Source organism: Metabacillus flavus, assembly GCF_018283675.1.
GTDB lineage: Bacteria > Bacillota > Bacilli > Bacillales > Bacillaceae > Metabacillus_B > Metabacillus_B flavus.
Window position 1 is genome coordinate 1,599,607 of record NZ_JAGVRK010000001.1, and the last position, 26,150, is coordinate 1,625,756.

The following is a 26,150-nucleotide window of genomic DNA, read 5'->3' on the forward strand; positions in this document are numbered from 1 at the left end:
GAGCGGGTGAAAAAGGTGAAAAAGTGGATTGGGAGCGGCATCATTACGGTTCTTATTTGGGCAGCTGGAGTTACAAGCATTTTTATATTCCACAACAGCATTCCTAAGGAGCTTAAGCTCTCCTCTCAAATTATTGAGCTTGATACAGCAAAGGCTGCAAGCACGGACAGCGCGGATGCAGTGAAAAAAATTATTGAAGATTCACAAAAACATGTTGTAACGATTCAGCTTGATGATGGATCCCTTGGCTCTGGATTTCAGTACAATGAAAAAGGGGATGTAATCACCAATGCCCACGTTGTAGCAAATGCAAAAGAGGTAATGGTTTTAACCAAGGATTCACGCGAGATGGGCGGACAAGTCATTGGTGTAAACCCTTCGAGGGATATCGCTCTTGTCCGAGTCAAGGATCTAAAAGGGAATGAACCGCTTCCGGTTGAGCGAAAGAAGAAATCTGCTATTGGAGATGAAGTGCTGGCATTGGGCAGCCCGCTTGGCCTGCAAAATACGGTTACAGATGGTATTATCAGCGGTGTGGACAGGGAAGTGAACATTGAGCAAACCTACTACAAGGATGCCTATCAAATTTCTGCTCCAATTGCACCGGGTAACAGCGGAGGGCCTCTAGTAGATAAGAAAACTGGAAAAGTAATAGGTATAAATTCCGCAGCGACAGATCAGGGAACAATCGGCTTTAGCATACCGATTATAGCTGTACTGGATGAAATAGATTCCTGGGCAAACCAGGCTGAATGAAGGGGACATGCAGCTGAATAATAAGGCTGCCTGTTTCATTGAAGGACTATGGTAACCAGCCTTATCAGCCCTCCTGTCAATCTTGCCGCATAAAGAAGCATTTCCGGAAAAGAAATTAGGAACTCCATACAATAAGCAAACAATCTCTTCTTCTTCACTTTTTGATTCCATTTACCATGACCATCTCTCCTGTTCTTAACAATCAATATGTACCACGAAGTATAAGGTTTCATAAATCTGTCACCCGTTTTAAATGGCTCTTCATTGTTCAGGTGATTTGATAAGGGTATAATGGCTACTATACTAATGGTTGCTGAAGGAGTTTTGTAATGGGATCCGGAAATTTACTGTTTATGATTTTGGTTGCTGGTCTGGCCCTCGTTTTAGCGGCTATCTTTGTAATGATGGGAGTCGTTATCGTTAAATCGGTTAAAAACGCTAAAAATAAAGCGGAAGTAGAAAAAACGAATGAAAATGATGACCGCCTATAGCATCCGGTATGACCGGATGCTTTTTTTCGTTCTAACAATTATCCACATTGAAATAATTTTGCATGACAAGTTGCCATTCCCCATAAAATGTTACAAAATAGGACTAACCGAAAAGAAAGAAAAACTGGCCGCGAGGAGATTAGTGTGGAGACATTATTACATTATCAGGATGATTCATCAAATAAATTTTGGAAAATAAAAGTAAGCGGAACTGCATTTATCGTTACCTTTGGTAAAGCGGGAACAACCGGGACGGTTCGTTCCAAGAAGTTTGAAAGTGCTGGCGAATGCCACCAAGAGGCTGAGCGGCTAATTCGATCAAAACTAAAAAAAGGATACAGGCCAGGTACGTCATCTATGCAGATGTTAAAGAAAAGCGGGATGACAGAGGATGCATTCTGGTCAATTTTCGAGCAAGCCAAAACGAAGGGAGATGAGCAGGAGGAACAGCTGGAATGGCTCGTTGAACATTTAGCGAAAAAACCGGTTCAGGACATTATTAAATTTGATGAAATCTTTTCACGCTATTTTGTGAAATCCTACACCTCACACCTTTGGGCCGCGGCTTTTATTATTATGGGCGGCTGTTCTGATGATGGATTTGACTATTTCAGAGCATGGCTTCTCTATCAGGGCAAAGAAGTTTATGAGTCTGCCATTATGGATCCGGAAAGCTTAATTCCTTATTTGAATAATCTAGAAGAAAAGGAAGAGATTCCTCAATTCGAAGATTTAACATATATTGGAGCCCTCGCGTTTGAGGAAAAGACTGGACAGGATGATAACAGCTTTTATGAGTTATATGATCAAATTGTGCTGGAACCGGTAATGGAGCCCGATATTGTACTTGATTGGGATGAAGAAGATGAAGAAGGTTTAATGCTGCGTTTCCCTAAGCTATGGGAACGTTATGGAGAAAATCCGCTCGAATGCTAGAAAGAGAGGGGCTGGCTAAAAAGTCCTGCTGAGAAGAGATATATTGAAATTGAAACCCCCGGGACGCTGTATGCATTCCAGGGGTTATTTTTTTATATTGTTATTTGAACAATTATAGTAAGGCTGATTGGAGCGGAAGATGCGCGACTCCTGCCTAGAGCAGCAGGAGAGGTGGACCCCGGAGGCACTTGCGCCCCGGAGCCTCACCGCCCGCCCTGCTGGTCGCTGACAATCTGCAGCGGAAATTAGCCCAAACCAAACTAGTTTAAACAGAGGAAGCAACTATAAACCTGCTTTCATTTTATTATTGCAGCAATCATAGAACATTCTTGGCACATCCAAATTTGTCCGCAATTATCAGGATTGCTATAGTAGGGAAAGAAAAGTTAGATTATGGAAATAAATTGGCGAATGTCTAAGGAAGGGGGAAGGGAGAAAATGATTTTGGAAAAGAATCTGGATCATCCACAGCTGAAACTGCTATTCAAAGCCCTGGATTCTTCTCAAACAGGAATCATTATCACGGATCCATCCGTAAAAGAAAATCCCATCTTATATATGTCCAGAGGATTTACAGAAGTAACGGGCTATAGGGAGGAAGAGGTTCTTGGCAAAAACTGCAGGTTTCTGCAAGGAGAAAAAACAGATCAAAAAGAAGTTGATAAAATCAGAGAAGCCGTTCATGAAAAGAAGTCTGTTTCTGTAACATTGCTAAACTATCGAAAGGATGGAACCCCTTTTTATAATCAGCTGAATATCGACCCATTCTATATAGAGGAAGAAAATCGCTATTATTTTATAGGAGTCCAAAAAGATGTAACAATGGAAAAACATTATCAGTCCTTGATGGAACAAGCTATGATGGAGGCGGATAAAAGATCAACCCCTATCATTTCCATTGAAGATCAGGTTTCTGTTCTTCCGCTGATCGGGTCTTTTCCAAGCGAGAGGCTTACCATTTTAATGAGAAATATTATGGAGCATAAAGATAAAACGAGGGACAAATATTTAATCCTTGATATTTCAGGTCTGTCCGTTTTCGACCGTGCGCTTTCGAATTATATGGTGAACTTAAATGGATGGCTAAAGCTTCTTGGTACCCAGCTCATGATTACAGGGATATACCCGCGCATGGCCGTTACAGAACTTGAGGATTACGAAGAATTAAACACTATTAAAGTGTTCCCCGCTGTAAAGCATGCATTGGAATACGTAAAAAAAGAAAGCAGCCAAAGCCCTGATGTGTTCTTCAAAAACCGTATTTAATTAAATCAAATAAAAACCCGGTACCTAAAATAACTGGTCCGGGTTTTCATTTGCCATACACCCTGATTTTTCAATATTAGGCAGTCTTCTCTTCATCTGCAGCTTTATTAACATGACTGGAACGAGTAAGGGCACTCACACCTAACATGAAAATCACGTTAAAAAATAAGGCGGCAATCCCGATATTTAAATCCTTGACCGGCTGAGGAAGTGCTGGAAATAACCCTCCAATTGTAGTTCCTGCAAGAGTCGTATAGGCGACGATGGAAACTCCTGCTATAATTCCGGCCATTGCCCCCTGCTTTGTAACGAATCTGCTGCGGAACAGACTGAACAGTAAAGCTGGGAATAATTGTGTAACAAGGCTGTAGCCCATCAAAAGAAGCGTGACAATCGTATTTCCGCCGTTAAAGGTAAAGAAAGCGGCAATCAAAGCGATGACCGGGACGAGATATTTTGCGAGCTTGGCTACCTGCTGATCGGTAGCGGAAGGAACCGCTGCCTTGTACACATTTTTTGCAAACAAAGTTGCGGCTGCCATCAGCATCATCGAACCGGGCACCAGGGCAGTCAGCAGGCCTGCTGCACCAATCAAGCCGATCATCCATGGATCAAATGTCTGCATGGAAAGTCTGAATAGGGAGAGGTCGCCATCCGCACCTTTGAGACCGGGTACTTTCAAAATAGCTGCAAATCCAACAAATAGTACAAATATCAACACAACCGAATATAGAGGCATTAAAAAGGCGTTTTTCTTAAAAACTTTTGCATTTTGAGCCGTATAGGCTGACGCAAAAGTATGCGGCCACATGTAATACCCAAAAACCGTCAGAATAATGGTTGAAATAAACCAGCTAATGCTCATCCCCGAATCAGGAAGGGTAAGGAATCCCGGTTTAGCTGCTTCAATGGATTCAAACATCGGCTGAAACCCGCCATAATAATGAATGGGCAAGTAAATGCCGAGAAATACGACTATGACCAGAATTAATAGATCCTTCACAACGGCAGTCCAGGCAGAGCCATGAATACCTGACAGCATGACATAGACCGTTACGGTAATTAAGCCAATCCAAACTGAGATGACGGGTGAAATGGCACCGTAGGAAGCTTCTGAGACAATAATTCCAAGACCCTTCAGCTGCAGAACGAGATATGGAATGAGCGCAGCAATTCCTACCAGCGAGACAAGAACACCAAGCATCGGACTCTTATATTTACTGACGAAAAAGTCGGATTGAGACATCAGATTTTTCTCCTTGGCATATGTCCAAATTGGCGGAAGGAGCCAATAGGATAAAACATAGGCGAGTGTGCCATAGACAAGAATATAGAGAGCAGGTCCGCCTTTACCATATGCCCAGCCGCTGCCTCCGAGGAAAGTGAACGTAGTATAAATTTCACCAGCCATCAGCAAGAATACAAACATCGTTCCAAATCCCCGGCCCCCGACAGTCCACTGCTCCAAATCCATATCTTTACCGCGTTTTGCCTTGAGTCCCAAAAAGAGGGAAAAAATTAAAAATGCACCTACAATCAGCAGTGAAACAGCCATTACAACTCCTCCTTATTAGCAGGATCAAAGCGGTAGATGACAGCCATAATGACCGAAGTCAGCGCCACCCAAAGAATAATCCAGAAAAATAAAAAAGGAAGTCCTAATACGTATGGTTCCACACGGTTTGCAAATGAGAGCCCTCCAAAGAATCCTATGACGGGGAAAATTGCCAGCAAATAGAGGGGCTTCATTATTCGTCCCCCTTACCGGAAAGCATGACCCTGGCTGCTTCTGCAAACATGCTCACACCTATCTCCAAAGCATCTTCATCAATTGTGAATTTTGCATGATGGTGAGGATAGGTGATTCCCTTTCCTTTATTTCCTGCCCCTGTAAAGAAAAAGCATCCAGGCGCTTTTTGCAGATATGCAGAAAAATCTTCACCCACCATACTTGGTTTCATGATCTCAACTGCTTCTTGTCCATACAGATGTTCTGCTGCTGCATGAAGTAGTTTTGTTGTGTGCTTTTCATTAATTACTGGACGATAGCCCGTTACATAGTTAAATTCGTAAGAAGCTTGATGTGCATCTGTAATCCCTTTAATTATCCGTTCAATTTGCTCGGGAATCCGGTTTCGTAATTTTTCATTGAAACTTCTGACAGTTCCTCCAAATTCAACAAAACCGGGAATGACGTTATCTGCAGAACCGCCTGAAATTTGAGTAACCGAAAGGACAAGCTGCTCGGAAGCATCAGTCGTCCTTGAGACAATCTGCTGCAGACTGGAAATGATTTGGGCGGATACCGCAATGCTGTCAACTGTTTCATGAGGCACTCCTGCATGTCCGCCTTTTCCAATCACCCGAACCTTAAATGTATCTGGGGCGGCCATCATCGGACCATAAACGATGCCAATTTTTCCCGTTTCCAGGGGAGACCATAAATGGGTTCCAATCACAAAATCAACGCCATCCATAACCCCGGCATTGACAAGTTCTTCTGCCCCTCCCGGAGGGTGTTCTTCAGCATGCTGAAAGATGAACCGAACCTCTCCACTAAGCTTTTCCTTATGTTCAGATAATATTTTTGCCGCTCCCAAAAGCATCGCCGTATGTCCGTCGTGTCCGCAGGCGTGCATAACTCCCGGGGTTCGAGAGGTGAACTCAAAGTCATTTTCTTCTTCAATTGGCAGTGCATCCATATCCGCTCTGATTGCAAGGATTTTTCCTGGTTTCCCCATATTGAGCCTTGCTAATACAGAAGTAGGTGTTGGCTTGGATAACACTAAACCATCAAGCTTTTGAAGTTCGTTATAGACAAATTGGGACGTTTTTGTTTCCTGATAAGAAAGCTCTGGATGCATGTGGAGATGTCTTCTCCATCCAATCACTTTTTCACGGTCTTTTTTCTGTACGATCATCCATACATCCTCCATCCTTTTTTAAGTATAGTTGCAATTATATAAAAATTGAGACAATTAAGAAAGTATTTAATGCTGAAGAATTAAAAAAGGAAGGGAAAGGGGAGGAAGAAGGAATAGGAAATAGAAATATACTGGGAAGAAATGACTCAGGGGGGATCAGTTATTAGATTTGTATTTGGATTGCCTTAGTCAAATCAGATTGATCTTGAGCTGCCCGCCGCTGGAAGACCGACTCTGGGGAATAATGGAACATTGGCTGTATGGGTTGGTTCTTTTCAGATTTTGCGGTAGAATAGTAGAAGCTTTTTACTTGTATAACCGGCAAGGAGGAAAACAAGTGGCAACTTCAGCGAATATTAACTTAATTAAGTTTAAGGATCTAGTCCTTCAGAAGGCATACAGAAATCAAAGCTTTAGTTCGTTTAAAGGAAATAAACAGGATTTAACGGACTGGAGGAAAAAATTAATTGAAATTTATGCAAACTCATTAACCCTGTCTTCAGAACAATCAGCTGGCGAAGTTAAGAAATGGGGAAAGGATTTTGCGAACAAGCTGGTAGAGCTAGGCTTGCCTCTGGATGCAGCAATTGCTGAGATGAGGACCGCCAAGCAGAACATTGGAGAACTCCTTAAAGAAGAAGCCAGCAAGCAAGAATTGACGATCAATGAATACTATTCGATCTATTCCATCTTTGACAGAGTAGTAGACCAATCTGTTGAGCTTGTTTCGATTTGTTATATGAAGGCACATGATGAAAAGATTTCTTCTGCCCAGCATGCAGTAGATGAGCTTTCCATTCCTGTAGTGAAAATTGAAGAAGGAATCGGCATCCTGCCAGTCATTGGAGACATTGATACAAGAAGAGCCCAGCTATTAATGGTAACAGCTCTGGAAAAGAGTGCAGAATTTAAACTGGAGTATTTGATTCTTGACCTTTCAGGAGTTCCGGTGATTGATACGATGGTGGCTCAGCAAATATTCCAAGTACTTGAAGCGCTTAGAATTTCAGGCGTAACCAGCAAAATCAGCGGCATCCGTCCTGAGCTTGCGATTACGATGACTCAGCTCGGTGTAAACTTTGAAGTGCAATCCTTCTCAAGTCTGCATCAAGCAATTGCAAGTATTAAAGAGTAGTAAAATGAAGGCTCCCGAATCCGGGAGCCTTTTTCTGGTTCTTTTCACTTATTTAGCCTGAAAAGTGCCTGGACTTAAGTTCTGCAAAGGATACATTTACCAACTTAATTTGTGCTTTTGACCTTTGAAAAATCAGTGAATTAGGTCTATAGAAATTTTTTTGAATAAAACCGATATTTAAAATACATCAATTAAATTTTATATCGGAGGAAACAAGATGCTAGCCCTGCATACAGAAATCCTGGCCTATAATTACAATGATATGCTTACTATTTGGGTGAAAGTTACAAGAAAAAGCAAATCTTATACAGCCGTAGCGCAGCATCCCATTAAACGGAACAAATATGCCAGAGCCACTCACCCTGTGAAGGAAAAAGCAATTGAAGAGGCTGTGAGAAAAGTGACGATGAAGAAAAATAATGATTAGGGAACAGGATTTTTGCATGCTGCCCGTGCATTTATGAATACTTGTAAGTGGATGAAACAGGTTGGATTACTCTCCAAGCAGGTATTTGTTCTTTAGTCCGTTAAAAAATCTTATTGCTTCTTTATTTTTTTGGAGCAGATCTTTTGTTTTAGGGGACTCAGTGACCCAAGGGGATTTAATTGAGGAAGCAACTGTCCGCTTTTGCATATGATCACCGCTTTATTATAGTTTAGGTAAACACTTGATTCTTTAACCTGCCGGAGCTTCGTCCAACTCCAGTGTCTGGGCCTCAAATATAAAGCTCAGGGCATTCCGGAAACGTGCAACCTTTCTGATTACTATATGCTTTGTGCAGAAAAAAAGACGCTAAGGAGACAATCCCAGCGCCTATTATTATGAAGAAAATCGTGTTTTTTTATACTCGGAGAGCAATTTGCTGTTCGCTTCAAGCAGGCGTTTTGTCTGGGGTGACATCGTAACAGAAGGGGCTTTGATGCTTGATTTCTTGACGCGTTTCATCCTGTTGTCCCCGAAATCGTGCTCAATGGTTTTTGAACTCATTTTGAACCACCGCCTTTAAGGTTCTTTTAATAAATTATATCATACATATGAATTAAGGAAAGAAAAAGGAGACAATCCGATTCATTGACTTCATCGGCTGCAGCTTTAATCTTTAATACAAATGTGACTCCCTGAATTTCAATCGGAATCAGAGCTGTCTTTTCTTCGGGCCGATAGACAATTTCATTTCGTTCAAGCGCGGAACGAATGCCTCCTTTTCTTTCAATCACCCCTAGAAGCTGTTCCTTTTCCTGATCTGTGTCAAACGAATGGAAGGAAGCAGCCATATCGTTTTTTTCTGCAAATGATTGAATCAGCTCATCCAGCCCTTGCATGTATTCAGTAAGGCCGCCTTGATACAGATTAATGGAAACATGCTGAAGGAGATTCGCGAATGTTTTAAGGCGATGATTATTCTCCTGGACAAGTCGGGCATTCTCTTCTAAAACCTCCGTATGCCTTTCCAGTTCGTTAACCCCAAGTTTTTTAATATACATACCCAGAAACAGAAAAGCATCGACTAGAACAAAAACCCCAAAGACAATCAGGTAGTTTTTCCAATCAGAGAATAGAGAAGCAGGGTATGCTGTCCAGAATACAGCAGCTCCCAGCAAAAATAGCAGATACCACGTTTTGCGGATTGATTCAGATGCCTTCTTTACCCGATCCTCCCAAATCCAATGAGAAATACCGTAAAATGCCAGCAATAAAAGCACAAACCAAACCAGCCATTGATAAAAAAGAATCATAAACGATTTAGTGAGGAAGCGCTCAGTTTTAAATCCATTAAGTGATTCAACCTCCTTTTCCTGTCTGCTTATTCGACAAAAAGGGAGAAATACCCTGCATGTTTAAACGTATTAATTTAACCTAAAACATTATCTTAGGCCAAATGTCCTTTACAGGCTTGATTTGACCGCGGTGGCTAATTTCATCTTCCATTTTATATAAGGGTGAATAGATGAGATGGAATTCCGGAAAAACGGAAATTTCCGATTTTCCGGAAGTTTAAACGTGTCTTTTCCGGGAAACCGGAAATTTTCTAAGGTCTTGTTCTTTCATGAAAATTTTCAATATGTGTCCTATCAATGTTCTGTGAACTTTTTCTGAACATTCAATCCTTTCTGTATCGTTGGCACGCTTCTTGCTTAATAGTTTAGTAAGTTGGTTGGAAGCGCTTCCTTTTTGACCGGCTTCACAGAAGAAAAGGGGGATATATGTGGAAATCATTATTATTTTATTGTCTTTAAGCTTGCTGATGTTTGTAGCGTACAGAGGATTCTCAGTCATTTTGTTTGCTCCGATTTGTGCACTCTTTGCTGTACTTCTTACGGATCCAAGCTTCGTGCTGCCATTTTTCTCAAATATATTTATGGAAAAAATGGTTGGTTTCATCAAGCTGTATTTCCCGGTCTTTTTACTTGGGGCCATCTTTGGAAAAGTCGTGGAAATGTCCGGCTTAGCCGAAACGATTGCAAAGACAATCGTGAAGCTGGTGGGAGCGAAGAGGGCGATTCTTGCTATCGTCCTTATGGGAGCAATCCTTACTTACAGCGGTGTCAGCCTGTTTGTCGTTGTGTTCGCCGTATATCCGTTTGCTAAAAACCTGTTTATGGAAGCAGACATTCCGAAACGGCTTATTCCCGGAACGATTGCGCTTGGGGCATTTACCTTTACGATGGATGCTCTGCCGGGAACTCCTCAGATTCAGAACGTCATTCCTACGACTTTCTTTAAAACTGATATTTATGCTGCACCCGTTTTAGGGATTGTCGGAGCGATTTTTGTATTGACACTCGGTATGCTTTATTTGGAATCCCGCCGCAAGAAAGCAGAAAAAGCAGGAGAGGGCTATGCAGGTTTTGCATCCGAGCTCGCTGCAGCATCCGAGGGTTCAGATCTTGTGCTTGAAAAAGAAGCTGCTTCCGTATCGGCAAATACAGATCCCTCAACAGCAAGGCAAATCCTTGCATTTGTCCCGCTTATTCTTGTTGGGGTGATGAATAAATTTTTCACAGTATCCTTCCCTCAGTGGTATCCGGATGGTTTTGATTTCACTGCCATAGGGCTTGAGGCATTCGGTAAAATTGAGCTTTCTTCCGTTGTCGCAATCTGGTCGGTGGAGCTTGCATTGCTCATCGGTATTATTGCAACCTTTGCATTTAACTGGAAAGCTGTTACCTCAAACATTCAGGAAGGGCTGAATGCTGGGATTGGAGGAGCGCTGCTTGCCGCAATGAATACGGGTGCTGAGTATGGATTTGGAGGAGTAATCTCAGCTTTGCCAGGATTCAAAACCGTTAGTTCTGGTATTTCCAGCACATTTACGGATCCGCTTGTTAACGGTGCGGTTACAACCACAACCTTAGCCGGAATTACGGGATCTGCATCCGGCGGTATGGGTATTGCGTTGAGTGCAATGTCTGAAACGTACCTGCAGGCAATTGAAAAGTACAATATTCCACCAGAAGTTATGCACAGGGTCATTTCAATGGCTTCCGGCGGTATGGATACGCTGCCGCACAATGGAGCGGTTATCACCTTGCTTGCCGTAACAGGATTAACACATCGTCAGTCCTATCGCGATATCTTTGCGATCACGATTATTAAGACCATTGCCGTATTTGTCATCATTGGTCTTTACAGTTTAACTGGTTTAGTCTAACAAACAAGCATCAGGAAAGGGGAAACTCATGGGTAAAGGAAAAATTCTTAAATCTTTTGAAGAAGCAATTGAACCGATACAGGATGGCGCAACATTGATTGTTGGAGGATTCGGGCTATGCGGTATTCCTGAAAAAAGCATTCTTGCCTTGCAGGAAAAAGGAGTTAAAAACCTAACTGTCGTCAGCAACAATTGCGGGGTGGATGACTGGGGACTTGGATTGCTCCTGGCTAATAATCAAATAAAAAAGATGATGTCTTCCTATGTAGGAGAAAACAAGATTTTCGAACGCCAGTTTTTAAGCGGAGAGCTGGAGGTCGAACTTATTCCTCAAGGAACACTGGCGGAAAGAATGCGTGCTGGGGGAGCCGGGATTCCCGGCTTCTACACGGCTACAGGTGTTGGAACAAAAGTAGCGGAAGGGAAAGAGCATAAGGAGTTTGACGGGAAAACGTATATTCTGGAACGCGGAATCATCGGAGATTTTGCTCTTGTTAAAGCATGGAAGGCAGATTCTCTCGGAAATCTCGTGTTTAGAAAAACATCGAGGAACTTTAATCCTGTTGCCGCTATGGCTGGGAAGATTACCATTGCAGAGGTTGAAGAGATTGTAGAAGCTGGCGAGCTTGACCCGGATGAAATCCATACACCGGGAATTTACGTCCAGCACGTACTCCTTGGGGAAAATTACGAAAAACGCATCGAGCGGCGAACCGTACTACAGGCACAGTAAAGGAGGCAAAATGCAATGATGGAAAATCGCCAAAAAATGGTCAAGAGAGCTGTAAAAGAAATAAAAGACGGCATGAACGTAAACCTGGGGATTGGGATGCCGACACTTGTAGCCAATGAAATACCTGCTCATTACAATGTTTTGCTTCAGTCAGAAAATGGACTTCTCGGAATTGGGCCATATCCGGTTGAAGGAACAGAAGATCCTGACTTGATTAATGCTGGCAAAGAAACGGTAACGGCCGTTCCTGGTTCCTCTTATTTTGACAGTGCAGAATCCTTCGCGATGATACGCGGCGGCCATATTGATCTGGCCATTCTTGGAGGCATGGAGGTTTCCGAAGAAGGGGACCTGGCTAACTGGATGATTCCGGGGAAAATGATTAAAGGAATGGGCGGCGCCATGGATTTGGTGAATGGTGCTAAAAGAATTATCGTAATTATGGAGCATGTAAATAAACATGGGGAGTCCAAAGTGAAATCAGCATGTACACTGCCTTTAACAGGAAAGCAAGTGGTACATCGCCTCATTACAGATCTGGCTGTTTTTGATTTTCATTCAGGCAGAATGGAGCTGGTTGAACTGCAGGAAGGTGTTTCGATCGAAGAGGTGAAGGAAAAAACAGAAGCCTCTTTTACCATCAGCCAAAATTTATTGACGGCCCATTAAAATCACATGGAAAAGGAGCCTGACATGGAACGCTTACTAGAAAAAAAAGTGGCCCTGATCACAGGTGCAGCGAGCGGGATCGGATTTGAAATTGCGAAAGAATTCGCTTCTCAAGGTGCAGTGGTAATCGTATCTGATTTAAAAGCAGAGTCAGCAGAAAAGGCAGCTGGTCAATTAAGAGAGGCAGGCGGAGTAGCAATTTCTGCTGTGTGTGATGTAACGAAAGAAGAGCATATTGCTGAAGCCATTGAAACGGTCATGGAAAAGTACGGCCGTCTTGATATCCTTATTAATAACGCGGGGCTGCAGCATGTTTCACCAATTGAAGAATTTCCGACAGACCGGTTTGAATTTTTGATAAAGGTGATGCTGACAGCTCCTTTTATAGCCACAAAGCATGCATTTCCAATTATGAAAAAACAGAAGTTTGGCCGGATCATCAATATGGCATCCATAAATGGTTTAATTGGTTTTGCAGGGAAAGCTGCTTACAATAGTGCGAAGCATGGAGTAATTGGTCTTACAAAAGTATCTGCTCTTGAAGGGGCGGAGCATGGAATTACGGTAAATGCCGTTTGCCCTGGATATGTGGATACCCCTCTTGTCCGCAATCAGCTCTCTGATCTGGCTAAAACGAGAAACGTCGAACTGGAAAAGGTACTTGAAGAAGTAATTTATCCGCTTGTTCCGCAAAAAAGGCTCCTTGATGTACAGGAAATTGCAGACTATGCCGTATTTCTTTCAAGTGATAAGGCACGAGGCGTAACCGGCCAGGCTGTAGTATTGGATGGCGGTTATACGGTACAATGAAAAAAGGAACTCCGACGGCGGAGTTCCTTTTTTTATTGAGCAGAAGGTTACAATATTAATTAGTTACCTTTTCATAAAACCGGTGATTTCTGTCAAATAGCATAACGTCCAAGTTCACTGAATTGTCTGCGGGCAGGACAATTTCTTTACTGGCTTGTGAAATGCTTCCATTTGCTTCGTGCACGTCAAAATTGACCCTATACTTACCGGCTTTTAATGGAATCTCTCTTTTCAAATCCTCTTTTTCTGAATAGCTGAACGGAACAGATGAATCGTCAGTGCGAACGACGGTAATTTTAACATCTGTTATCTCTTCTGCTATAATTCTAGCGGAAACGGTTCGATCCGCTGCTTCCGTGTAAAGTTTAGGAGGCAGCTGGTTTTTTCGCGTGATGTTCTTATCTAAATAATCTCTTGGAACTGATTGGGAGATGTACCATCTCTCCAATAGGTACAATTTTTCATTCGGAAAACGCGTTTCGGAAAATTGAATCCATGCTTGTACTTTTTCATAGGGTATTCCTGCTGCGTAAAACGGCTGAACACGGCTGATCAGATTAAAGCTGCCAATCCGGTCTATAGCATAATTAGGGGCGTCAGCCGGGGTGTTCCATGGGTGATCCATGGTGTACTCGTTAAAAAGCCACTTTCCGATTTCCACATCAGCTTTCATCCATTTTTTATTGCCCCAAACCTGTGCAAGCTGGTACAGCATATTACCTGAATATCCTCCGTAATTCGTATCTTCCACAAGAGGAAGATTTTGAGTCAAAGGAAGAGACCCGTTTTTCTTTTGCAAAGCAAGAACAGCTCCCACTTCATTTAATACAATGTCCTTTGCAAGCGGACTATGATAAAATCTGGATTTTGGCTCCCAGTATAATTCAGAAAACAGGGAAGCCACCTGTAAATTTTGATTCGGATTAATTTCCAGCGGGCCTGTTTCACCTTTATCTGATATTCCATATGGAAATACCGTAAATCCAAGGTTTCTGCCGCGTGGAACTTGCTGTATCCATTTCTCTGCCTGGCTGTCCACGAATCTTAATACTTCAGGCAGCTGCGTATACTGATAGGCTTCCAGCAAACCGCGGCCATCCCTCGCAAACTGATCGCGGTACCACCAGCCTGTGTTTTGATATTCAGGAGATTGAAACCTGCCCTTTTTAAAATAGTACCTTTCAAATAAAGGCAGCATATCCTGAACCATTTTTTTATAATCCTGCTCACCTGTTAGATGATAGAGAAATCCTAAATGTTTAGGGAGATAGCCTAAGTATTTTGTATTCCCTGCAAGAGTCCAGGGATCCTTGCGGATGAATTCTTTCTTTTCTGCTTCACTTAAAACAGCCCAGTTTGTTTTAAGTTCGGTGAGTTTCGGAAAAAGGAATGCTGGATCATTGGCATTGAAGGTTCTTTTCAGCTTTGAGTAGTCATTTTCTAGCTGGATTCGCTTCTCAATTAAAGTTTGAGTGATTTTAACACTTAAAAGCTGATAGTTTCCTGCGGCTTTAATTGCCCTGCTCCGCTCTTCGAGACGGGACAATTTTGCAAGATCAGGACCGGCATTTTCAAGGCTGGCCTGCGTGAAGCGGCCCTCAATCATTTTCATCAGCCGGAATTGAGATATTTCATAAATCGTTCGTTCCTTCGCAATTTTAGCCGGTCGTATATATTGTCCATTCAGATTTGAGCGATTTACTTTCCCCGGGACGCGCCCTATCGCTGTTTCTGTCTGTTTAAGCTGCTTCGTAAATGAATCATAGCTGGCGTTTATTAAATTCACATCACCTGCAGCGATTAGTGAATTAAAATGCTCTGTTGCTTTTTTGAGCTTTTCACCTTGAGCAGATGCGCTGCTGTATTGGGTAATAGCTGATGCTAAAGGAGTCGTGCTGAGTAATGAGAGAGCGGCGATTAGAAGAGTGGCAGCGAGAAAATACTGGATGATTTTTTTCAATAGTGAAAATCCTTCCTTTCAAAATGAGAAACTAGTAACATATGCTTTTTGTTACTGAAATAGTATAGCACCATTTTAATTCAGCAACAGAAAAAATTTGAAACAAAATGATATAAGATTAAAGCGGCTCTTTCTCTTGATTTCACTGAACTTCTATAAGTATGATAGATTCAACTAATTGAAAGCGTTAACAAGGGGAGAAGGGAATATGAAGGGACTCATCGAACTGATTCCATCGGAATGGCTTGAAGAAGTGATTAATCTCGCTGCGGAATGCACGGTTGTCGTGGATCATAACGGAATCATTCTTTATATGAACCACGCATACTGCGAATTTCTTCAAGTGTCAGCCGAAGAAGCGATCGGAAAGCCAGTACAGGATATTATTGAAAATTCCAGGATGCAAATTGTTGCAAAAACCGGAAAGGCAGAGGTAGCATCGATCCACCCAATTAATGGAAGCGAAATGGTGGCTAACCGATATCCGCTTTTTGTCGGAGGGGAGCTTGTGGGAGCAGTGGGGACAGTGATGTTCCGGAATCCCAAGGAGTGGCTTGATTACTCAAGGAAGCTGCAGCCGTTAATGGAAGAGCTGAACTATTATAAAAATCGTTTTGAAAAAGAACTTCACAGTAAATATCATTTTGGGGATCTAATCGGAGAGAGCCGAAAATTTAAAGAAGCAAAGATTCTTGCAGAGCGTGTTTCGGACAGTCATTCAGCTGTTCTTCTCCTCGGTGAATCGGGAACAGGCAAAGAACTATTTGCCCATGCTATCCATCATACAAGCGGGAGAAGATACGCACCGTTTATGAGACTGAACTGCGCATCAATACCAGAGCACTTATTTGAATCTGAAATATTCGGATATGAAGAAGGTTCCTTTACAGGAGCAAAAAAAGGCGGGAAGAAAGGGAAATTTGAGCTAGCCAATAAAGGAACGATATTTCTTGATGAAATCGGGGATCTTCCCCTGCAAATGCAAAGCAAATTATTAAGAGTGCTGCAGGAGAAAGAAATTGAAAGAATAGGAGGAAGAGCACCCGTCAGGATTGACGTGCGCATTATTGCTGCAACTCACCGGAACCTTGAAGAAATGGTCGAGAGAGGTTTATTCCGCCAGGACCTCTACTACCGTCTTAATGTCATTAAAATCGATATCCCCTCATTAAGGGAAAGACGAGAGGACATAGGGCCTGTCAGTGCCGTGCTGCTTAAAAAACTGGAAGGAAAGTTTCACCGCCGAGGTCTCGTACTTTCCGAAGCTGCTACCCTCTGTCTCGAACAGCATAATTGGCCGGGAAACATCCGTGAACTTGAAAATGTTCTGGAGCGTGCAGTGAATGTGCTGGATGGACAAATCATTATGCCGGAGCATTTGCCGCTTTATTTAAGAGGAGAAGAAAGATCGGTGTCCTCTGCCCATCTTGATTCTTCATTTTTTCAAGAACAGACCTTTCAAATAATTCCTTTAAGAGAGACTGTTTTGCAGGCGGAGAAATCAGCCATTATAAATGCTTTAAAAAAGGCGGAGGGAAATAAAGCGGAAGCTGCAAAGCTATTAGAAATTGGAAAGACGAGTTTATATGATAAATGCAAGCAGTATTCAATAAAATGAATGTAAATTTATCAGATGAAAAGAACGTTACTTTAGAACTGATTCTCAAGATCTATGTAAAAAGGACTTATGCATTCTATTATTTGCAGAGATTATCTTAGAAATATAGAAGTAGTCATCTCTTATCAGGATTTGTCGAATTTTGAAATTTAAGATAAATTGCTGAGGAAAGTCGAATCTGATTTAGAAGAAAATGTCTCAAAAGGCCTAATTTTGTATGGATATGCATAGGCGTGATTAATCAAATCGTCATTTTATTTACACTGAAGTGTGAAAAATTTACAAGAATCACATAGAAATACCAGGAACATTGATATATATTTTTTACGAGGATTTTACCAAAGGAGGATAAAAAATGAACAAAAGGAATTCGAAGTGGTTCGTTCAATTAGCTATCGTATTTGCAATGATTTTAAGTTTGCTTGCACCGGGATCTATAAGTGTCTCAAAAGCAGCAGACACCCTAACCGTAGCAGATGCCATCGCAAACAACAATGGCCAGACAGCAGCTGTTGAGGGTTATATCACAGCTCACACAACAGGTTCAAAATCAGTAAAATATGACCCGCCTTTTGGTAACGATTACAATGTTGCGATTGCAGACAGCAGCACAGAAAAAGATGTAAACAAAATGGTCTCGGTCCAGCTGCCAGCAAGCTTCCGGGCAAAGTTTGGTCTTCAAACCAATCCAGCAAACATTGGTAAAAAGATTAAAGTAACCGGCGAACTTCTTGCTTATAATGGAATGCCAGGAATAAAAAATGCCAGCAGCATGGTATTTTCTGATGACACCAGTGTACCTCCCGGAGCTGGAGAAAAGACCATTGCCAGCGCACGTATTCTGCCTAAAGGAACATCTGCATCCGTTATTGGAACGGTAACCGCTATATTTACAGCAGGTGGCAAAAACAATGTTTTCATTCAAGATGCAACTGCCGGACTTATTGTAAGAGCTGCAAGTTTGGACTCGAAAGTCAAGATCGGAGATAAAATTAGAGCGGCTGGGCCAGTCAATGATTATTTTGGAATGCCGCAGCTTGAACCGGCTAATCTTGAATCAATAGAGATTGTACAGGAAAATGCTGGCGTTCCAGCTCCGCAAATTATTTCTTCTCAGGATTTGAATGAAGAAACAGAGGGAGAAATTGTTACAGTAAAGAATATATCTGCCGGTACAAAAGATAGCAATGGAAACTTTGCTGCCTCAGACTCTAAAGGTAAATTCGTTATTAAGCCTGCTGACAGTTCGCTGTTAGAATCGGGGAAGACTTATGATTCGATCACTGGAGTAATTGATTATAATTTTAACGAATACAAGCTTGTTCCAAGAAGTGCAGAGGATATTACAGAGGATGCTTCAGCTGTGCGTCCTGTCACTGCGAACCCTGCATCCGGGTTTGTGAAAAAAGACACCGAAGTAACTCTTTCATCAGAAACACAGGGAGCAGCTATCCATTACACCCTTGATGGCAGCCAGCCGACTGCTCAATCAGCAAAATACACTGGACCAATAAAGATTGAAAAAGATACGGTTGTTAAAGCAATCGCTATAAAAACAGGATTGAATTCTAGTGAAGCTGCAGAATTTGAATATAAAATTCAAAAAGATGCGGTAAGAATTCATGATTTACAGAGTGAGAGCCATACATCTCCTTTTAACGGACAAACTGTAGCCGATGTTGAAGGGATTGTCACACACGTTGCAGACAGCAGCAATTTTTATATGCAGGATTTAAAGCCAGATGATAATAAAAATACGTCAGAGGGAATTCTTGTTTACAAAAAGTCCCATGGCTTAAAAGCCGGAGACGTAGTTAAAGCAAGCGGACAGGTAAAAGAGTGGGTATTGGAAGGCTACAGCGAAAAGCTTCAAACGGACTTAGCTATGACAGAAATCAATGCCTCCGCAATCACAAAAGTTTCCTCAGGAACAGCTTTGCCAGAACCGGTTGTAATCGGTAAAGACCGCGTCGCTCCTGCAGAAGTCATTGACAACGATCAATTTGCAGCCTTCGATCCGGATGAAGACGGTATCGATTTTTACGAAAGCCTTGAAGGAATGAGAGTGGCCGTTGAAAATCCTAAAGTGGTAGCTCCTCAAAACTATGGTGAACTTGTAGTGGTGCCGGGAAATGTGAAAACAAATACCAAAAGCGGCGGACTGCGGGCTGAAAAAACAGATTTTAATCCAGAACGCCTTCATATTGACATCAATGATGAATCTTTTCTTGCTAAAACAGGAGATTATTTTGAAGGAACGATAAATGGGGTGATGAGCTACGGCTTCAGCAATTTCAAAATTTTAAGCCCAAGCAGTGACCTTCCTAAATTCATATCTGGTAATACGGAAAGAGAAACTACTTCTATTAAAAGCAAAAAAGATGAACTTACTGTTGCTTCTTATAATGTAGAAAACTTCTCTCCAGCAGACAGTGATGAAAAAGTGACAAAGTTAGCACAAGCTATTGTCAAAAACCTAAAGAATCCTGATATTATTGGGTTAACTGAAATTCAGGATAATGATGGACCAGCTGATACGGGAACGACAGCAGCTGACCAAAGCTTCAAAAAGCTAATTGATAAAATAAAAGCACTTGGCGGTCCGGAATACGCCTTTACAGATATTGCTCCGGAAGATAAAAAGACGGCGGACAGCCGGGAGGAAACATTCGTGTAGGTTTTCTCTATAACAAAAAACGGGTAACACTAGCACCTGGAACAAAGGGTACAGCTACCCAGGCTGTTGGTTATGAAAAAGGCAAACTTACATTAAATCCAGGACGCATTGATCCCATGAACAAAGCGTTCGAATCAAGCAGAAAACCGCTTGCTGCACAGTTTAAGTTCGAAGGAGAAAATGTCATTGTCATTGCCAATCATTTTAACTCTAAAGGCGGAGATGAGCCGCTTTTCGGCAAAAATCAGCCTCCTCTGCTAAAGAGCGAAATTCAGCGCCATCAAATTGCCGGAATTGTAAACTCTTTCGTAAAGGATATTAAAAACAAGGATCCTCAAGCCAGCATAATTGCCCTGGGAGACTTTAATGATTTTGAGTTCTCAAAAACGTTCGAGATCCTAAAAGGGTCTGAACTTAGCAACATGGTAGATAAAATCAAACCTGAAGAAAGATACTCTTATACTTATCAAGGAAACTCTCAGGTACTTGATCATATCCTAGTCTCTAAGCACCTTGCTCAAACGACTAAAGCGGATATTGTTCACATTAACTCCTCTTTCATGGAACAGCAAGGCCGCGCGAGCGACCATGATCCACTAATGATACAAGTAGATTTCAGCTCAAAGAAGAGAATATGCAGTATTCTGGAACAGCTTCCAGACTCCTATAAAGACCAGTATGATAAGTTGTGCTTTCGTTAAAACTTACGAAGACCTGCTGATAGCAAGCAGGTCTTTTTTGAGGCTACAATCCTGCAAGACCTTATTTCTGTCACCTGATTTCGGTGTAAAATTAATATAAATACTATTAACTCGATATTGAACTAATCAGCGGAGAAATAACTCTCCGCTGATTTTTTATTTAAAAATTTGTTGCCTTAATGATATATTTCATTAACATCTAATAGATTGGACTGCTGGCTCTTTTTGCTGAAGGGGTTTCTCTTGGATTTTTAAGCAGCACTGCAGCCGCTGCCGCAGCGGTGATTTTATTCATCATGCTGGGATTTTTTTCAGGCATCGGGAACACTTGCTTTGACTTCATGTTTATGAAGGAATGTCCGAGCAAGCATCAGGGGAAGATTTTCGGCTTGCATTCAACATTATCAAACACCATTTTAGGGATGTCCATGTTTGGAGCGGGCCTTCTTTTAGAGCGGATACCTAGTCGGATCCTGGGATTGATAGGGGCCGCAGGTTTTATTGCAGCAGGTGTGATGTTGTCCGCCGTTTACAAAAAAATATCAAACAAAACTGAAAATAGCTTAAAAAAGCCTGTTTGACCTATTGATCATACAGGGTATCTTATATACAAATACTCATTTAGCACTTTTCAGCAATTATGATCAGCAGATTACGATCGTCACAGGCCGTAACGGAGGAGGGGCAGATATGATTGGTGAAACGTATAATCAAAGCAGACCTATGACGGGAGAAGTTGCTGTACTTCTTTATAAAACAGACAAGGTTGGAGAATTTCTAAACAAGTTTCCGGAAACAAGTTTACTTTTTCAAAAAGCCGACATTGATGATACGCGTTTTTCCTTACAATTCAAAGAGGCAGCTTTAGACCTTCAGCATGCAGAGAGAGAACTAAAAAAAATAGGCCTTGAGCTCAGGCAGGAAATGAATAAATCTCTCAAGTTTATGGTGAAAACATGATGGAAAAAAGGGGCAAAGAGCTTTCCAGACTGAAGCTTGAAGTGGAAAAAGCTGAAGAGTCTGCTACTGAAGCTACGAGGATTCTTAACGCGATGTTTGATTCTGACTATCCTGACAATCATTTAACTTCGACCGATTCCATTGAACATTTAAAAGAACAAATGGATGCAAAAATAATTCAATACCGGACGAAATTGAATCAAATGAAAAAACTGCTCTCAGAAGCAAGCGCCCAAAATAATTGAGGAATGGCTGGCTCTTAATGAGGCAGTTTTTTTTCCGTATTTATCATTATTATATTTTCGAATTAAAGACCTATTATAGACATGTCTCTAAATAGTAAACTATAAATAATTCAGAAAATTATGTTAAATGAAAAGGGGGAAATCAATTGAAGACGATACAGCAGCTTGAGGAAAGGATGACGCATCCATCCAATGCTCTTGTGCAGGATATGAAAAACCTGAATGGTGACGTGATATTACTCGGTGCAGGCGGAAAAATGGGGCCAACATTAGCAAAACTGGCAAAAAACGCAATCAAAGAAGGAGGAGGCAAGCAGCGGGTCATCGCTGTATCCCGTTTTTCCGGAAATGAAGTCAGAGCAGATCTTGAAAAGAACGGGGTGGAAACAATTGCCGCTGACCTTTTGAAGGATGAGCAGCTAAAAGGATTGCCTGCCTCAGAGAACGTAATATATATGGCGGGAAATAAATTTGGAACGAAAGGCAATGAGCATTTTACATGGGCTATGAACACTTATTTGCCTGGCAGGGTAGCGGAGCATTATAGGCATTCAAGAATCGTCTCCTTTTCAACAGGAAATGTCTATCCTCTTACAGAAATTTTTAAAGGCGGGGCAACTGAGGAACATGATCCGGGCCCTGTTGGTGAATATGCGCAATCAAGTCTTGGAAGGGAACGGGTTTTTACTTATTTTTCACATCAATATGGGATTCCAATGGTGCATTTCCGCTTAAATTATGCGATTGATATGCGTTATGGGGTCTTACTCGAAGTAGCAAAAGCAGTGAAATCAGGGAAAGCCATCGATGTGACAATGGGGCAGGTTAACGTGATATGGCAGGGAGATGCCAACGAGATGGCGATACGCTCATTATCTATCTGTCAATCACCGCCGATTATTCTTAATGTGACCGGTCCTGAAACAGTAAGCATTCGCTGGCTCGCAGCGGAGTTTGGGAAACGTTTTAATGAAAAGCCGAATTTTACAGGGGAAGAACAAAATACTGCTTTGATTAGCAATGCTTCTAAGTCACATCAGCTATTTGGCTACCCCAATGTGACACTCCTTGAGATGATTGATTGGACGGCTGAATGGGTTATGTCAGATGGTGAAACAATCAATAAACCGACTCATTTTCAGGAACGACAGGGGGCGTATTGATTGGATAAAGAAAAATGGGCTTTATTAAGGGAAGGAACCGTTATTCCGGCTCATCCTCTTGCATTAACAGCTGACCGGCAGCTTGATGAAGAGCATCAGCGTGCGCTTACCCGCTACTATATGGCAAGCGGAGCAGGGGGTATCGCAGCAGGAGTTCATACAACCCAATTTGAAATCCGTGAACCTGGTATCAATATGCTTGAGCCAGTTCTTCGCATGGCAGCTGAAGAAGCAGAAACAATGAGCCGGCCCTTTTTAAAAATTGCAGGTGTCTGCGGGCCTTTAGAGCAGGCTTTGGAAGAAGCGGAGCTTGCTAAAAGCTTGGGCTATGATCTTGCCCTGGTGAGCAGCGGGGGACTGATTAATCAATCAGAAGTCCAATTGCTTGAGCGTACAAGGCAAATCAGCGAAATTCTTCCGGTATTCGGATTCTATCTTCAGCCTTCGGTTGGGGGACGTTTATTTACGTACGAATTCTGGAGGGAAATGGCTGAGATTCCCGGAGTTGCTGCAATAAAGATGGCTCCGTTTAACCGATATCAAACCCTTGATGTGGCCCGTGCTGTGTGTCATTCAAGCAGGCGTGAGGACATTGCCCTTTATACCGGGAATGATGATAATATTGTGGCAGACCTGCTTACAGTATTCCGATTCAATGTTAATGGACAAATCGTGGAGAAGGAGGTTGCGGGGGGCTTGCTTGGCCACTGGGCAGTGTGGACGAAACCGGCAGTCTTGCTCCTTGAAAGGATCAAGAAAGCAAGACAGACTGGTGAGGGATATAAAGATTTATTGGCGCTCGGAACACAAATTACGGATGCGAATGCAGCATTCTTTGATCCCGCCCACCAATTCAAAGGCTGCATCGCTGGGATTAATGAAGTTTTGAAAAGACAGGGATTACTAAAGGGGAACTGGTGCCTGAATGATTCTGACCAGCTAAGTCCGGGACAATCAGAAGAAATCAGCCGGGTCTATAAAAACTATCCGCATTTGCACGACGATGCTTTCGTTCGTTCTCAGCTAAACGAATGGACTGTCGCAAGGTAGGAGGAAAGAGATTTGAAACAGCCAATCATCATTGGCATTATCGGCCCTCATGAAATCGGTGAGAATATTAGAACGGCAATAAAAGACTTTCCTTCCCTGAAGCCTGTTTTCAGGCTCTCTGACCGGATTGAGGATGCTTCTCTTTTTGCAGCGGAACTAATAGAGAAAACGGACATTCTTTTATTCTCTGGAAAAAAACCGTACCAGCAGGCATTCAAGGAAAATAAATTTAAAATACCAGTCCACTATATTCCTTTAAAAGGCTCAGGGTTATATCGATCACTGCACAGATTGAAAAATAAAACGGGAGATCTGTCAGGGTTATCGATTGATACGCTATCCCTTCAGCAGGTACAATCTGCGCTGCAGGAACTGGATGAAAAGCCGAAATTTATTAAAGCGATGGATGTTCCCAATGTAGAAATGCACATGAATCATATGGCTATAGAAAAATGCACAGGGGTTTTAACGGGAAATAAGGCTGTTGCCGCAGAGCTTGAAATGGCAGGAATCTCTGCAGAATGGGTTACGCCAACAAAGGGGGACATTGTGGTAGCGCTGGAGCGTGCCTTGCTCTCTACGGAAAAAAGAAAAAGCCTGGAAGCTCAAATTGTGATTGGAACGATACGAATCGGGGATTACGGCCGTTTCATGGAGAGTGCAGCATCAGAGCACGATTTTCAGCGTGAAAAGCTTAAGCTTCACGCGAAAATTTTGGATTATGCAGAAAGTCTTGAGGGGCATCTAACCGATTTAGGCGGAGAGCATTATGTTTTTGCCACAACAAGAGGTGCATTTGAACGTGTTACTGAGGGCTATAAACATATTCCGCTTCTTGAAGAAGCTAAACAAATTAACCAGAGAATGCTCTCGATGGGGATTGGCTTTGGGTATACGGCAAGCGAGGCGGGGGAACATTCAAGAATTGCTTTAAGACAAGCATCCGAATATGGAATCAATCAATGTTTTATTGTCCGGGAGGATAAAAGTGCAGTCGGACCAATTGAGATGGCAAGTCCCATGGTGTACCGGCTTTCCTCATCAGACGCAAAGGTTATGGACAGAGCGAAAAGAGCGGGGATGTCAGCAATCCATTTGGAGCGGATGCTGGCTAAATTGAATCGGACAGAGAAAGAATTTTATACGGCTCATGAGATGGCTTCTCTTTTGAATGTAACAATCCGAACCGCTCATCGGATTTTGCATCAATGGACAGAAGCCGGGATTGCAGCAGCGGCTGGGGAAGAAAAGCTGAAATCAAAAGGCAGACCGCGGCAGCTCTACCGGATTTTTATGGAAGATAAGTAGGCAGGATACTGTCTGAAAAGCCCTGCTAAAACCCAAGATTGCTCGATGTATGAGTAATGATCTTGGGTTATTATTTTGGGCTCAAAAATGTTTTTAGCCATGTGTTTTGATCAATAAAGACTTAGGCTGATTGGGGGGGAAGGATCCAGACTCCAGCGGGAGCTGCGGGACAGGTGAGACCCCGCAGACGATCTCAAAAAGCAGGGTTCTAAAATACTAACTAAAGCCCCTATTCAGAGCAGTATCCCGGCTGATCAGCTTATTATAGAAAAAGTATGATAAAATGGGAACAGATCAGAACAGCAGGATTTCGGTACCGGAATATTTTGTTTTCTGCTCATCCAATAATTTGAGCTGGTTGAAGCGGAAGATGAAAGACTTCCAAAAGCAGCGGGACAGAAGAGACTCGGCAGCACCGCTGGCCGAGAGGAATGCGGGCATCCCCAAGCTGAAAAAAATTTTATTCATAGCTTTTAAGGGCCAAAAGCCTGGAGCTCTCATTACAATGAAAATTAATATTTATAATGAAGGTGGTACTTCCAAATGAAAAAAACCGTTAAAGTCGTCGGAGCTGTTATACATAATGATCAAAAACAAATTCTATGCGCTCTCCGTTCTCCTCAAATGTCACTGCCCGACTTTTGGGAGTTTCCTGGCGGGAAAATTGAAGAAGGAGAAAGCCCAGAAGAGAGTCTTGTTCGTGAGATTAAAGAAGAGCTTGGATGCAGAATTCAAGTGAACGAAAAAATTGAGGATGTTTTACACGAATATGACAAGGTTATAGTGAATTTATTAACCTATCATGCGTCCATCGTTTCAGGGGACCCATTAGCAAAGGAGCATGCAGAATTAAGATGGGCCGCTGTGGATGAGCTTAATGATTTGGATTGGGCGCCAGCAGATATTCCTACTGTTATATACCTGAATAATCGAAACTGAAGGCTAAGCCGGGAATATGTATTCCGGCTGTTATTTTGTAAAGTAAACTGTTACAAGATTACAGAACGTTTCAAAGAGATAACATTTGGACGTAAATGGTTTCTTTTTCATTGCCTGTTCGATACAATGCGAACTGTAGCTATTTTCAAATATAAT

At 42.2% G+C, this 26,150-nt stretch carries 25 protein-coding genes; 19 read left to right on the plus strand and 6 right to left on the minus strand.

Going from position 1 to position 26,150, the window contains the following annotated elements:
- Positions 1-6 precede the first annotated feature (6 nt).
- From J9317_RS08245 to ytvA, 4 genes are all read left to right on the plus strand, one after another.
- Positions 7-756 (plus strand): S1C family serine protease, encoded by a 750-nt coding sequence (locus J9317_RS08245; protein ID WP_347880515.1) that lies wholly within the window; start codon positions 7-9, stop codon positions 754-756.
- Between the two features lie 329 nt (positions 757-1,085).
- Positions 1,086-1,247, plus strand: coding sequence for a hypothetical protein (locus J9317_RS08250; RefSeq protein WP_211557793.1), 162 nt, complete (start codon positions 1,086-1,088; stop codon positions 1,245-1,247).
- Between the two features lie 144 nt (positions 1,248-1,391).
- The gene (locus J9317_RS08255) at positions 1,392-2,183 is read left to right on the plus strand and encodes a DUF4240 domain-containing protein (protein ID WP_211557795.1); all 792 of its coding nucleotides are present in this window, start codon (positions 1,392-1,394) and stop codon (positions 2,181-2,183) included.
- A 438-nt stretch (positions 2,184-2,621) separates the two neighbouring features.
- The gene (gene ytvA, locus J9317_RS08260; RefSeq protein WP_211557796.1) at positions 2,622-3,449 is read left to right on the plus strand and encodes a YtvA family blue-light photoreceptor; all 828 of its coding nucleotides are present in this window, start codon (positions 2,622-2,624) and stop codon (positions 3,447-3,449) included.
- Between the two features lie 76 nt (positions 3,450-3,525).
- Here ytvA and J9317_RS08265 read toward each other — a convergent pair whose 3' ends face one another.
- Genes J9317_RS08265 through J9317_RS08275 form a run of 3 tightly spaced genes read right to left on the minus strand, consistent with a single transcriptional unit; the run spans position 3,526 to position 6,370 of the window.
- Positions 3,526-5,004 (minus strand): sodium:solute symporter family protein, encoded by a 1,479-nt coding sequence (locus tag J9317_RS08265; protein WP_211557797.1) that lies wholly within the window; start codon positions 5,002-5,004, stop codon positions 3,526-3,528.
- Positions 5,004-5,198, minus strand: coding sequence for a DUF3311 domain-containing protein (locus tag J9317_RS08270; protein ID WP_211557800.1), 195 nt, complete (start codon positions 5,196-5,198; stop codon positions 5,004-5,006). Before J9317_RS08270 ends, J9317_RS08265 begins: the two co-directional genes overlap by 1 nt.
- Positions 5,198-6,370 carry a M20 family metallopeptidase gene (locus J9317_RS08275; RefSeq protein ID WP_249292071.1) on the minus strand — a complete coding sequence of 391 codons (1,173 nt, stop codon included), beginning with the start codon at positions 6,368-6,370 and terminating at the stop codon, positions 5,198-5,200. Before J9317_RS08275 ends, J9317_RS08270 begins: the two co-directional genes overlap by 1 nt.
- Before the next feature lie 340 nt (positions 6,371-6,710).
- Here J9317_RS08275 and J9317_RS20915 point away from each other — a divergent pair, with 340 nt between their 5' ends.
- The gene (locus J9317_RS20915) at positions 6,711-7,508 is read left to right on the plus strand and encodes an STAS domain-containing protein (RefSeq protein WP_211557803.1); all 798 of its coding nucleotides are present in this window, start codon (positions 6,711-6,713) and stop codon (positions 7,506-7,508) included.
- Between the two features lie 217 nt (positions 7,509-7,725).
- Positions 7,726-7,935, plus strand: coding sequence for a hypothetical protein (locus J9317_RS08285; protein WP_211557804.1), 210 nt, complete (start codon positions 7,726-7,728; stop codon positions 7,933-7,935).
- Positions 7,936-8,328: 393 nt separating this feature from the next.
- Here J9317_RS08285 and J9317_RS08290 read toward each other — a convergent pair whose 3' ends face one another.
- The gene (locus tag J9317_RS08290; protein ID WP_211557805.1) at positions 8,329-8,496 is read right to left on the minus strand and encodes a hypothetical protein; all 168 of its coding nucleotides are present in this window, start codon (positions 8,494-8,496) and stop codon (positions 8,329-8,331) included.
- Between the two features lie 26 nt (positions 8,497-8,522).
- On the minus strand, positions 8,523-9,245 hold the full coding sequence (locus J9317_RS08295; RefSeq protein WP_284143268.1) for a type II toxin-antitoxin system SpoIISA family toxin: 723 nt from the start codon (positions 9,243-9,245) through the stop codon (positions 8,523-8,525).
- A gap of 470 nt (positions 9,246-9,715) precedes the next feature.
- On the opposite strand from J9317_RS08295, the gene J9317_RS08300 reads away from it, so the two are divergent.
- Genes J9317_RS08300 through J9317_RS08315 form a run of 4 tightly spaced genes read left to right on the plus strand, consistent with a single transcriptional unit; the run spans position 9,716 to position 13,373 of the window.
- Positions 9,716-11,161, plus strand: coding sequence for a GntP family permease (locus J9317_RS08300; RefSeq protein ID WP_211557812.1), 1,446 nt, complete (start codon positions 9,716-9,718; stop codon positions 11,159-11,161).
- A 28-nt stretch (positions 11,162-11,189) separates the two neighbouring features.
- Positions 11,190-11,894 (plus strand): CoA transferase subunit A, encoded by a 705-nt coding sequence (locus tag J9317_RS08305; RefSeq protein ID WP_211557814.1) that lies wholly within the window; start codon positions 11,190-11,192, stop codon positions 11,892-11,894.
- A 15-nt stretch (positions 11,895-11,909) separates the two neighbouring features.
- Positions 11,910-12,563, plus strand: a complete 654-nt coding sequence (locus J9317_RS08310) for a 3-oxoacid CoA-transferase subunit B (protein WP_211557816.1) — start codon at positions 11,910-11,912, stop codon at positions 12,561-12,563.
- Between the two features lie 24 nt (positions 12,564-12,587).
- Complete coding sequence (locus J9317_RS08315; RefSeq protein ID WP_211557818.1) at positions 12,588-13,373, plus strand: 3-hydroxybutyrate dehydrogenase; 786 nt, start codon at positions 12,588-12,590, stop codon at positions 13,371-13,373.
- Between the two features lie 55 nt (positions 13,374-13,428).
- Here J9317_RS08315 and J9317_RS08320 read toward each other — a convergent pair whose 3' ends face one another.
- The gene (locus J9317_RS08320) at positions 13,429-15,333 is read right to left on the minus strand and encodes a hypothetical protein (RefSeq protein ID WP_211557820.1); all 1,905 of its coding nucleotides are present in this window, start codon (positions 15,331-15,333) and stop codon (positions 13,429-13,431) included.
- Between the two features lie 208 nt (positions 15,334-15,541).
- Here J9317_RS08320 and J9317_RS08325 point away from each other — a divergent pair, with 208 nt between their 5' ends.
- The 9 genes from J9317_RS08325 to J9317_RS08360 all read left to right on the plus strand — a co-directional run bounded on the left by J9317_RS08325 (position 15,542) and on the right by J9317_RS08360 (position 25,994).
- A complete protein-coding gene (locus tag J9317_RS08325; protein WP_211557822.1) occupies positions 15,542-16,951 on the plus strand; it encodes a sigma-54 interaction domain-containing protein in 1,410 nt (469 codons plus the stop codon).
- Positions 16,952-17,306: 355 nt separating this feature from the next.
- A complete protein-coding gene (locus J9317_RS08330) occupies positions 17,307-19,628 on the plus strand; it encodes a DUF8508 domain-containing protein (RefSeq protein ID WP_249292074.1) in 2,322 nt (773 codons plus the stop codon).
- Positions 19,629-19,744: 116 nt separating this feature from the next.
- Positions 19,745-20,329, plus strand: coding sequence for an endonuclease/exonuclease/phosphatase family protein (locus tag J9317_RS20595; RefSeq protein ID WP_249292076.1), 585 nt, complete (start codon positions 19,745-19,747; stop codon positions 20,327-20,329).
- A 690-nt stretch (positions 20,330-21,019) separates the two neighbouring features.
- On the plus strand, positions 21,020-21,289 hold the full coding sequence (locus J9317_RS08335) for a hypothetical protein (RefSeq protein WP_211557824.1): 270 nt from the start codon (positions 21,020-21,022) through the stop codon (positions 21,287-21,289).
- Entirely contained in the window at positions 21,286-21,534 is a 249-nt protein-coding gene (locus J9317_RS08340; RefSeq protein ID WP_211557825.1) for a hypothetical protein, read from the plus strand. Before J9317_RS08335 ends, J9317_RS08340 begins: the two co-directional genes overlap by 4 nt.
- Positions 21,535-21,680: 146 nt before the next feature.
- Positions 21,681-22,697, plus strand: coding sequence for an NAD-dependent epimerase/dehydratase family protein (locus J9317_RS08345; RefSeq protein ID WP_211557826.1), 1,017 nt, complete (start codon positions 21,681-21,683; stop codon positions 22,695-22,697).
- Entirely contained in the window at positions 22,698-23,747 is a 1,050-nt protein-coding gene (locus tag J9317_RS08350) for a dihydrodipicolinate synthase family protein (RefSeq protein WP_211557827.1), read from the plus strand.
- A 12-nt stretch (positions 23,748-23,759) separates the two neighbouring features.
- On the plus strand, positions 23,760-25,055 hold the full coding sequence (locus J9317_RS08355) for a hypothetical protein (RefSeq protein ID WP_211557828.1): 1,296 nt from the start codon (positions 23,760-23,762) through the stop codon (positions 25,053-25,055).
- A gap of 543 nt (positions 25,056-25,598) precedes the next feature.
- Complete coding sequence (locus tag J9317_RS08360) at positions 25,599-25,994, plus strand: (deoxy)nucleoside triphosphate pyrophosphohydrolase (protein WP_211557830.1); 396 nt, start codon at positions 25,599-25,601, stop codon at positions 25,992-25,994.
- Positions 25,995-26,150 lie beyond the last annotated feature (156 nt).

Bases quoted from the DNA above. Each gene is read 5' to 3' on its own strand.
- J9317_RS08250 (WP_211557793.1), top strand. From the start codon at position 1,086: ATGGGATCCGGAAATTTACTGTTTATGATTTTGGTTGCTGGTCTGGCC.
- ytvA (WP_211557796.1), top strand. From the start codon at position 2,622: ATGATTTTGGAAAAGAATCTGGATCATCCACAGCTGAAACTGCTATTC.
- J9317_RS08265 (WP_211557797.1), bottom strand. From the start codon at position 5,004: ATGGCTGTTTCACTGCTGATTGTAGGTGCATTTTTAATTTTTTCCCTC.
- J9317_RS08270 (WP_211557800.1), bottom strand. From the start codon at position 5,198: ATGAAGCCCCTCTATTTGCTGGCAATTTTCCCCGTCATAGGATTCTTT.
- J9317_RS08275 (WP_249292071.1), bottom strand. From the start codon at position 6,370: ATGATCGTACAGAAAAAAGACCGTGAAAAAGTGATTGGATGGAGAAGA.
- J9317_RS08285 (WP_211557804.1), top strand. From the start codon at position 7,726: ATGCTAGCCCTGCATACAGAAATCCTGGCCTATAATTACAATGATATG.
- J9317_RS08290 (WP_211557805.1), bottom strand. From the start codon at position 8,496: ATGAGTTCAAAAACCATTGAGCACGATTTCGGGGACAACAGGATGAAA.
- J9317_RS08295 (WP_284143268.1), bottom strand. From the start codon at position 9,245: ATGATTCTTTTTTATCAATGGCTGGTTTGGTTTGTGCTTTTATTGCTG.
- J9317_RS08305 (WP_211557814.1), top strand. From the start codon at position 11,190: ATGGGTAAAGGAAAAATTCTTAAATCTTTTGAAGAAGCAATTGAACCG.
- J9317_RS08310 (WP_211557816.1), top strand. From the start codon at position 11,910: ATGATGGAAAATCGCCAAAAAATGGTCAAGAGAGCTGTAAAAGAAATA.
- J9317_RS08315 (WP_211557818.1), top strand. From the start codon at position 12,588: ATGGAACGCTTACTAGAAAAAAAAGTGGCCCTGATCACAGGTGCAGCG.
- J9317_RS08325 (WP_211557822.1), top strand. From the start codon at position 15,542: ATGAAGGGACTCATCGAACTGATTCCATCGGAATGGCTTGAAGAAGTG.
- J9317_RS08330 (WP_249292074.1), top strand. From the start codon at position 17,307: ATGAACAAAAGGAATTCGAAGTGGTTCGTTCAATTAGCTATCGTATTT.
- J9317_RS20595 (WP_249292076.1), top strand. From the start codon at position 19,745: ATGAACAAAGCGTTCGAATCAAGCAGAAAACCGCTTGCTGCACAGTTT.
- J9317_RS08335 (WP_211557824.1), top strand. From the start codon at position 21,020: ATGATTGGTGAAACGTATAATCAAAGCAGACCTATGACGGGAGAAGTT.
- J9317_RS08340 (WP_211557825.1), top strand. From the start codon at position 21,286: ATGATGGAAAAAAGGGGCAAAGAGCTTTCCAGACTGAAGCTTGAAGTG.
- J9317_RS08360 (WP_211557830.1), top strand. From the start codon at position 25,599: ATGAAAAAAACCGTTAAAGTCGTCGGAGCTGTTATACATAATGATCAA.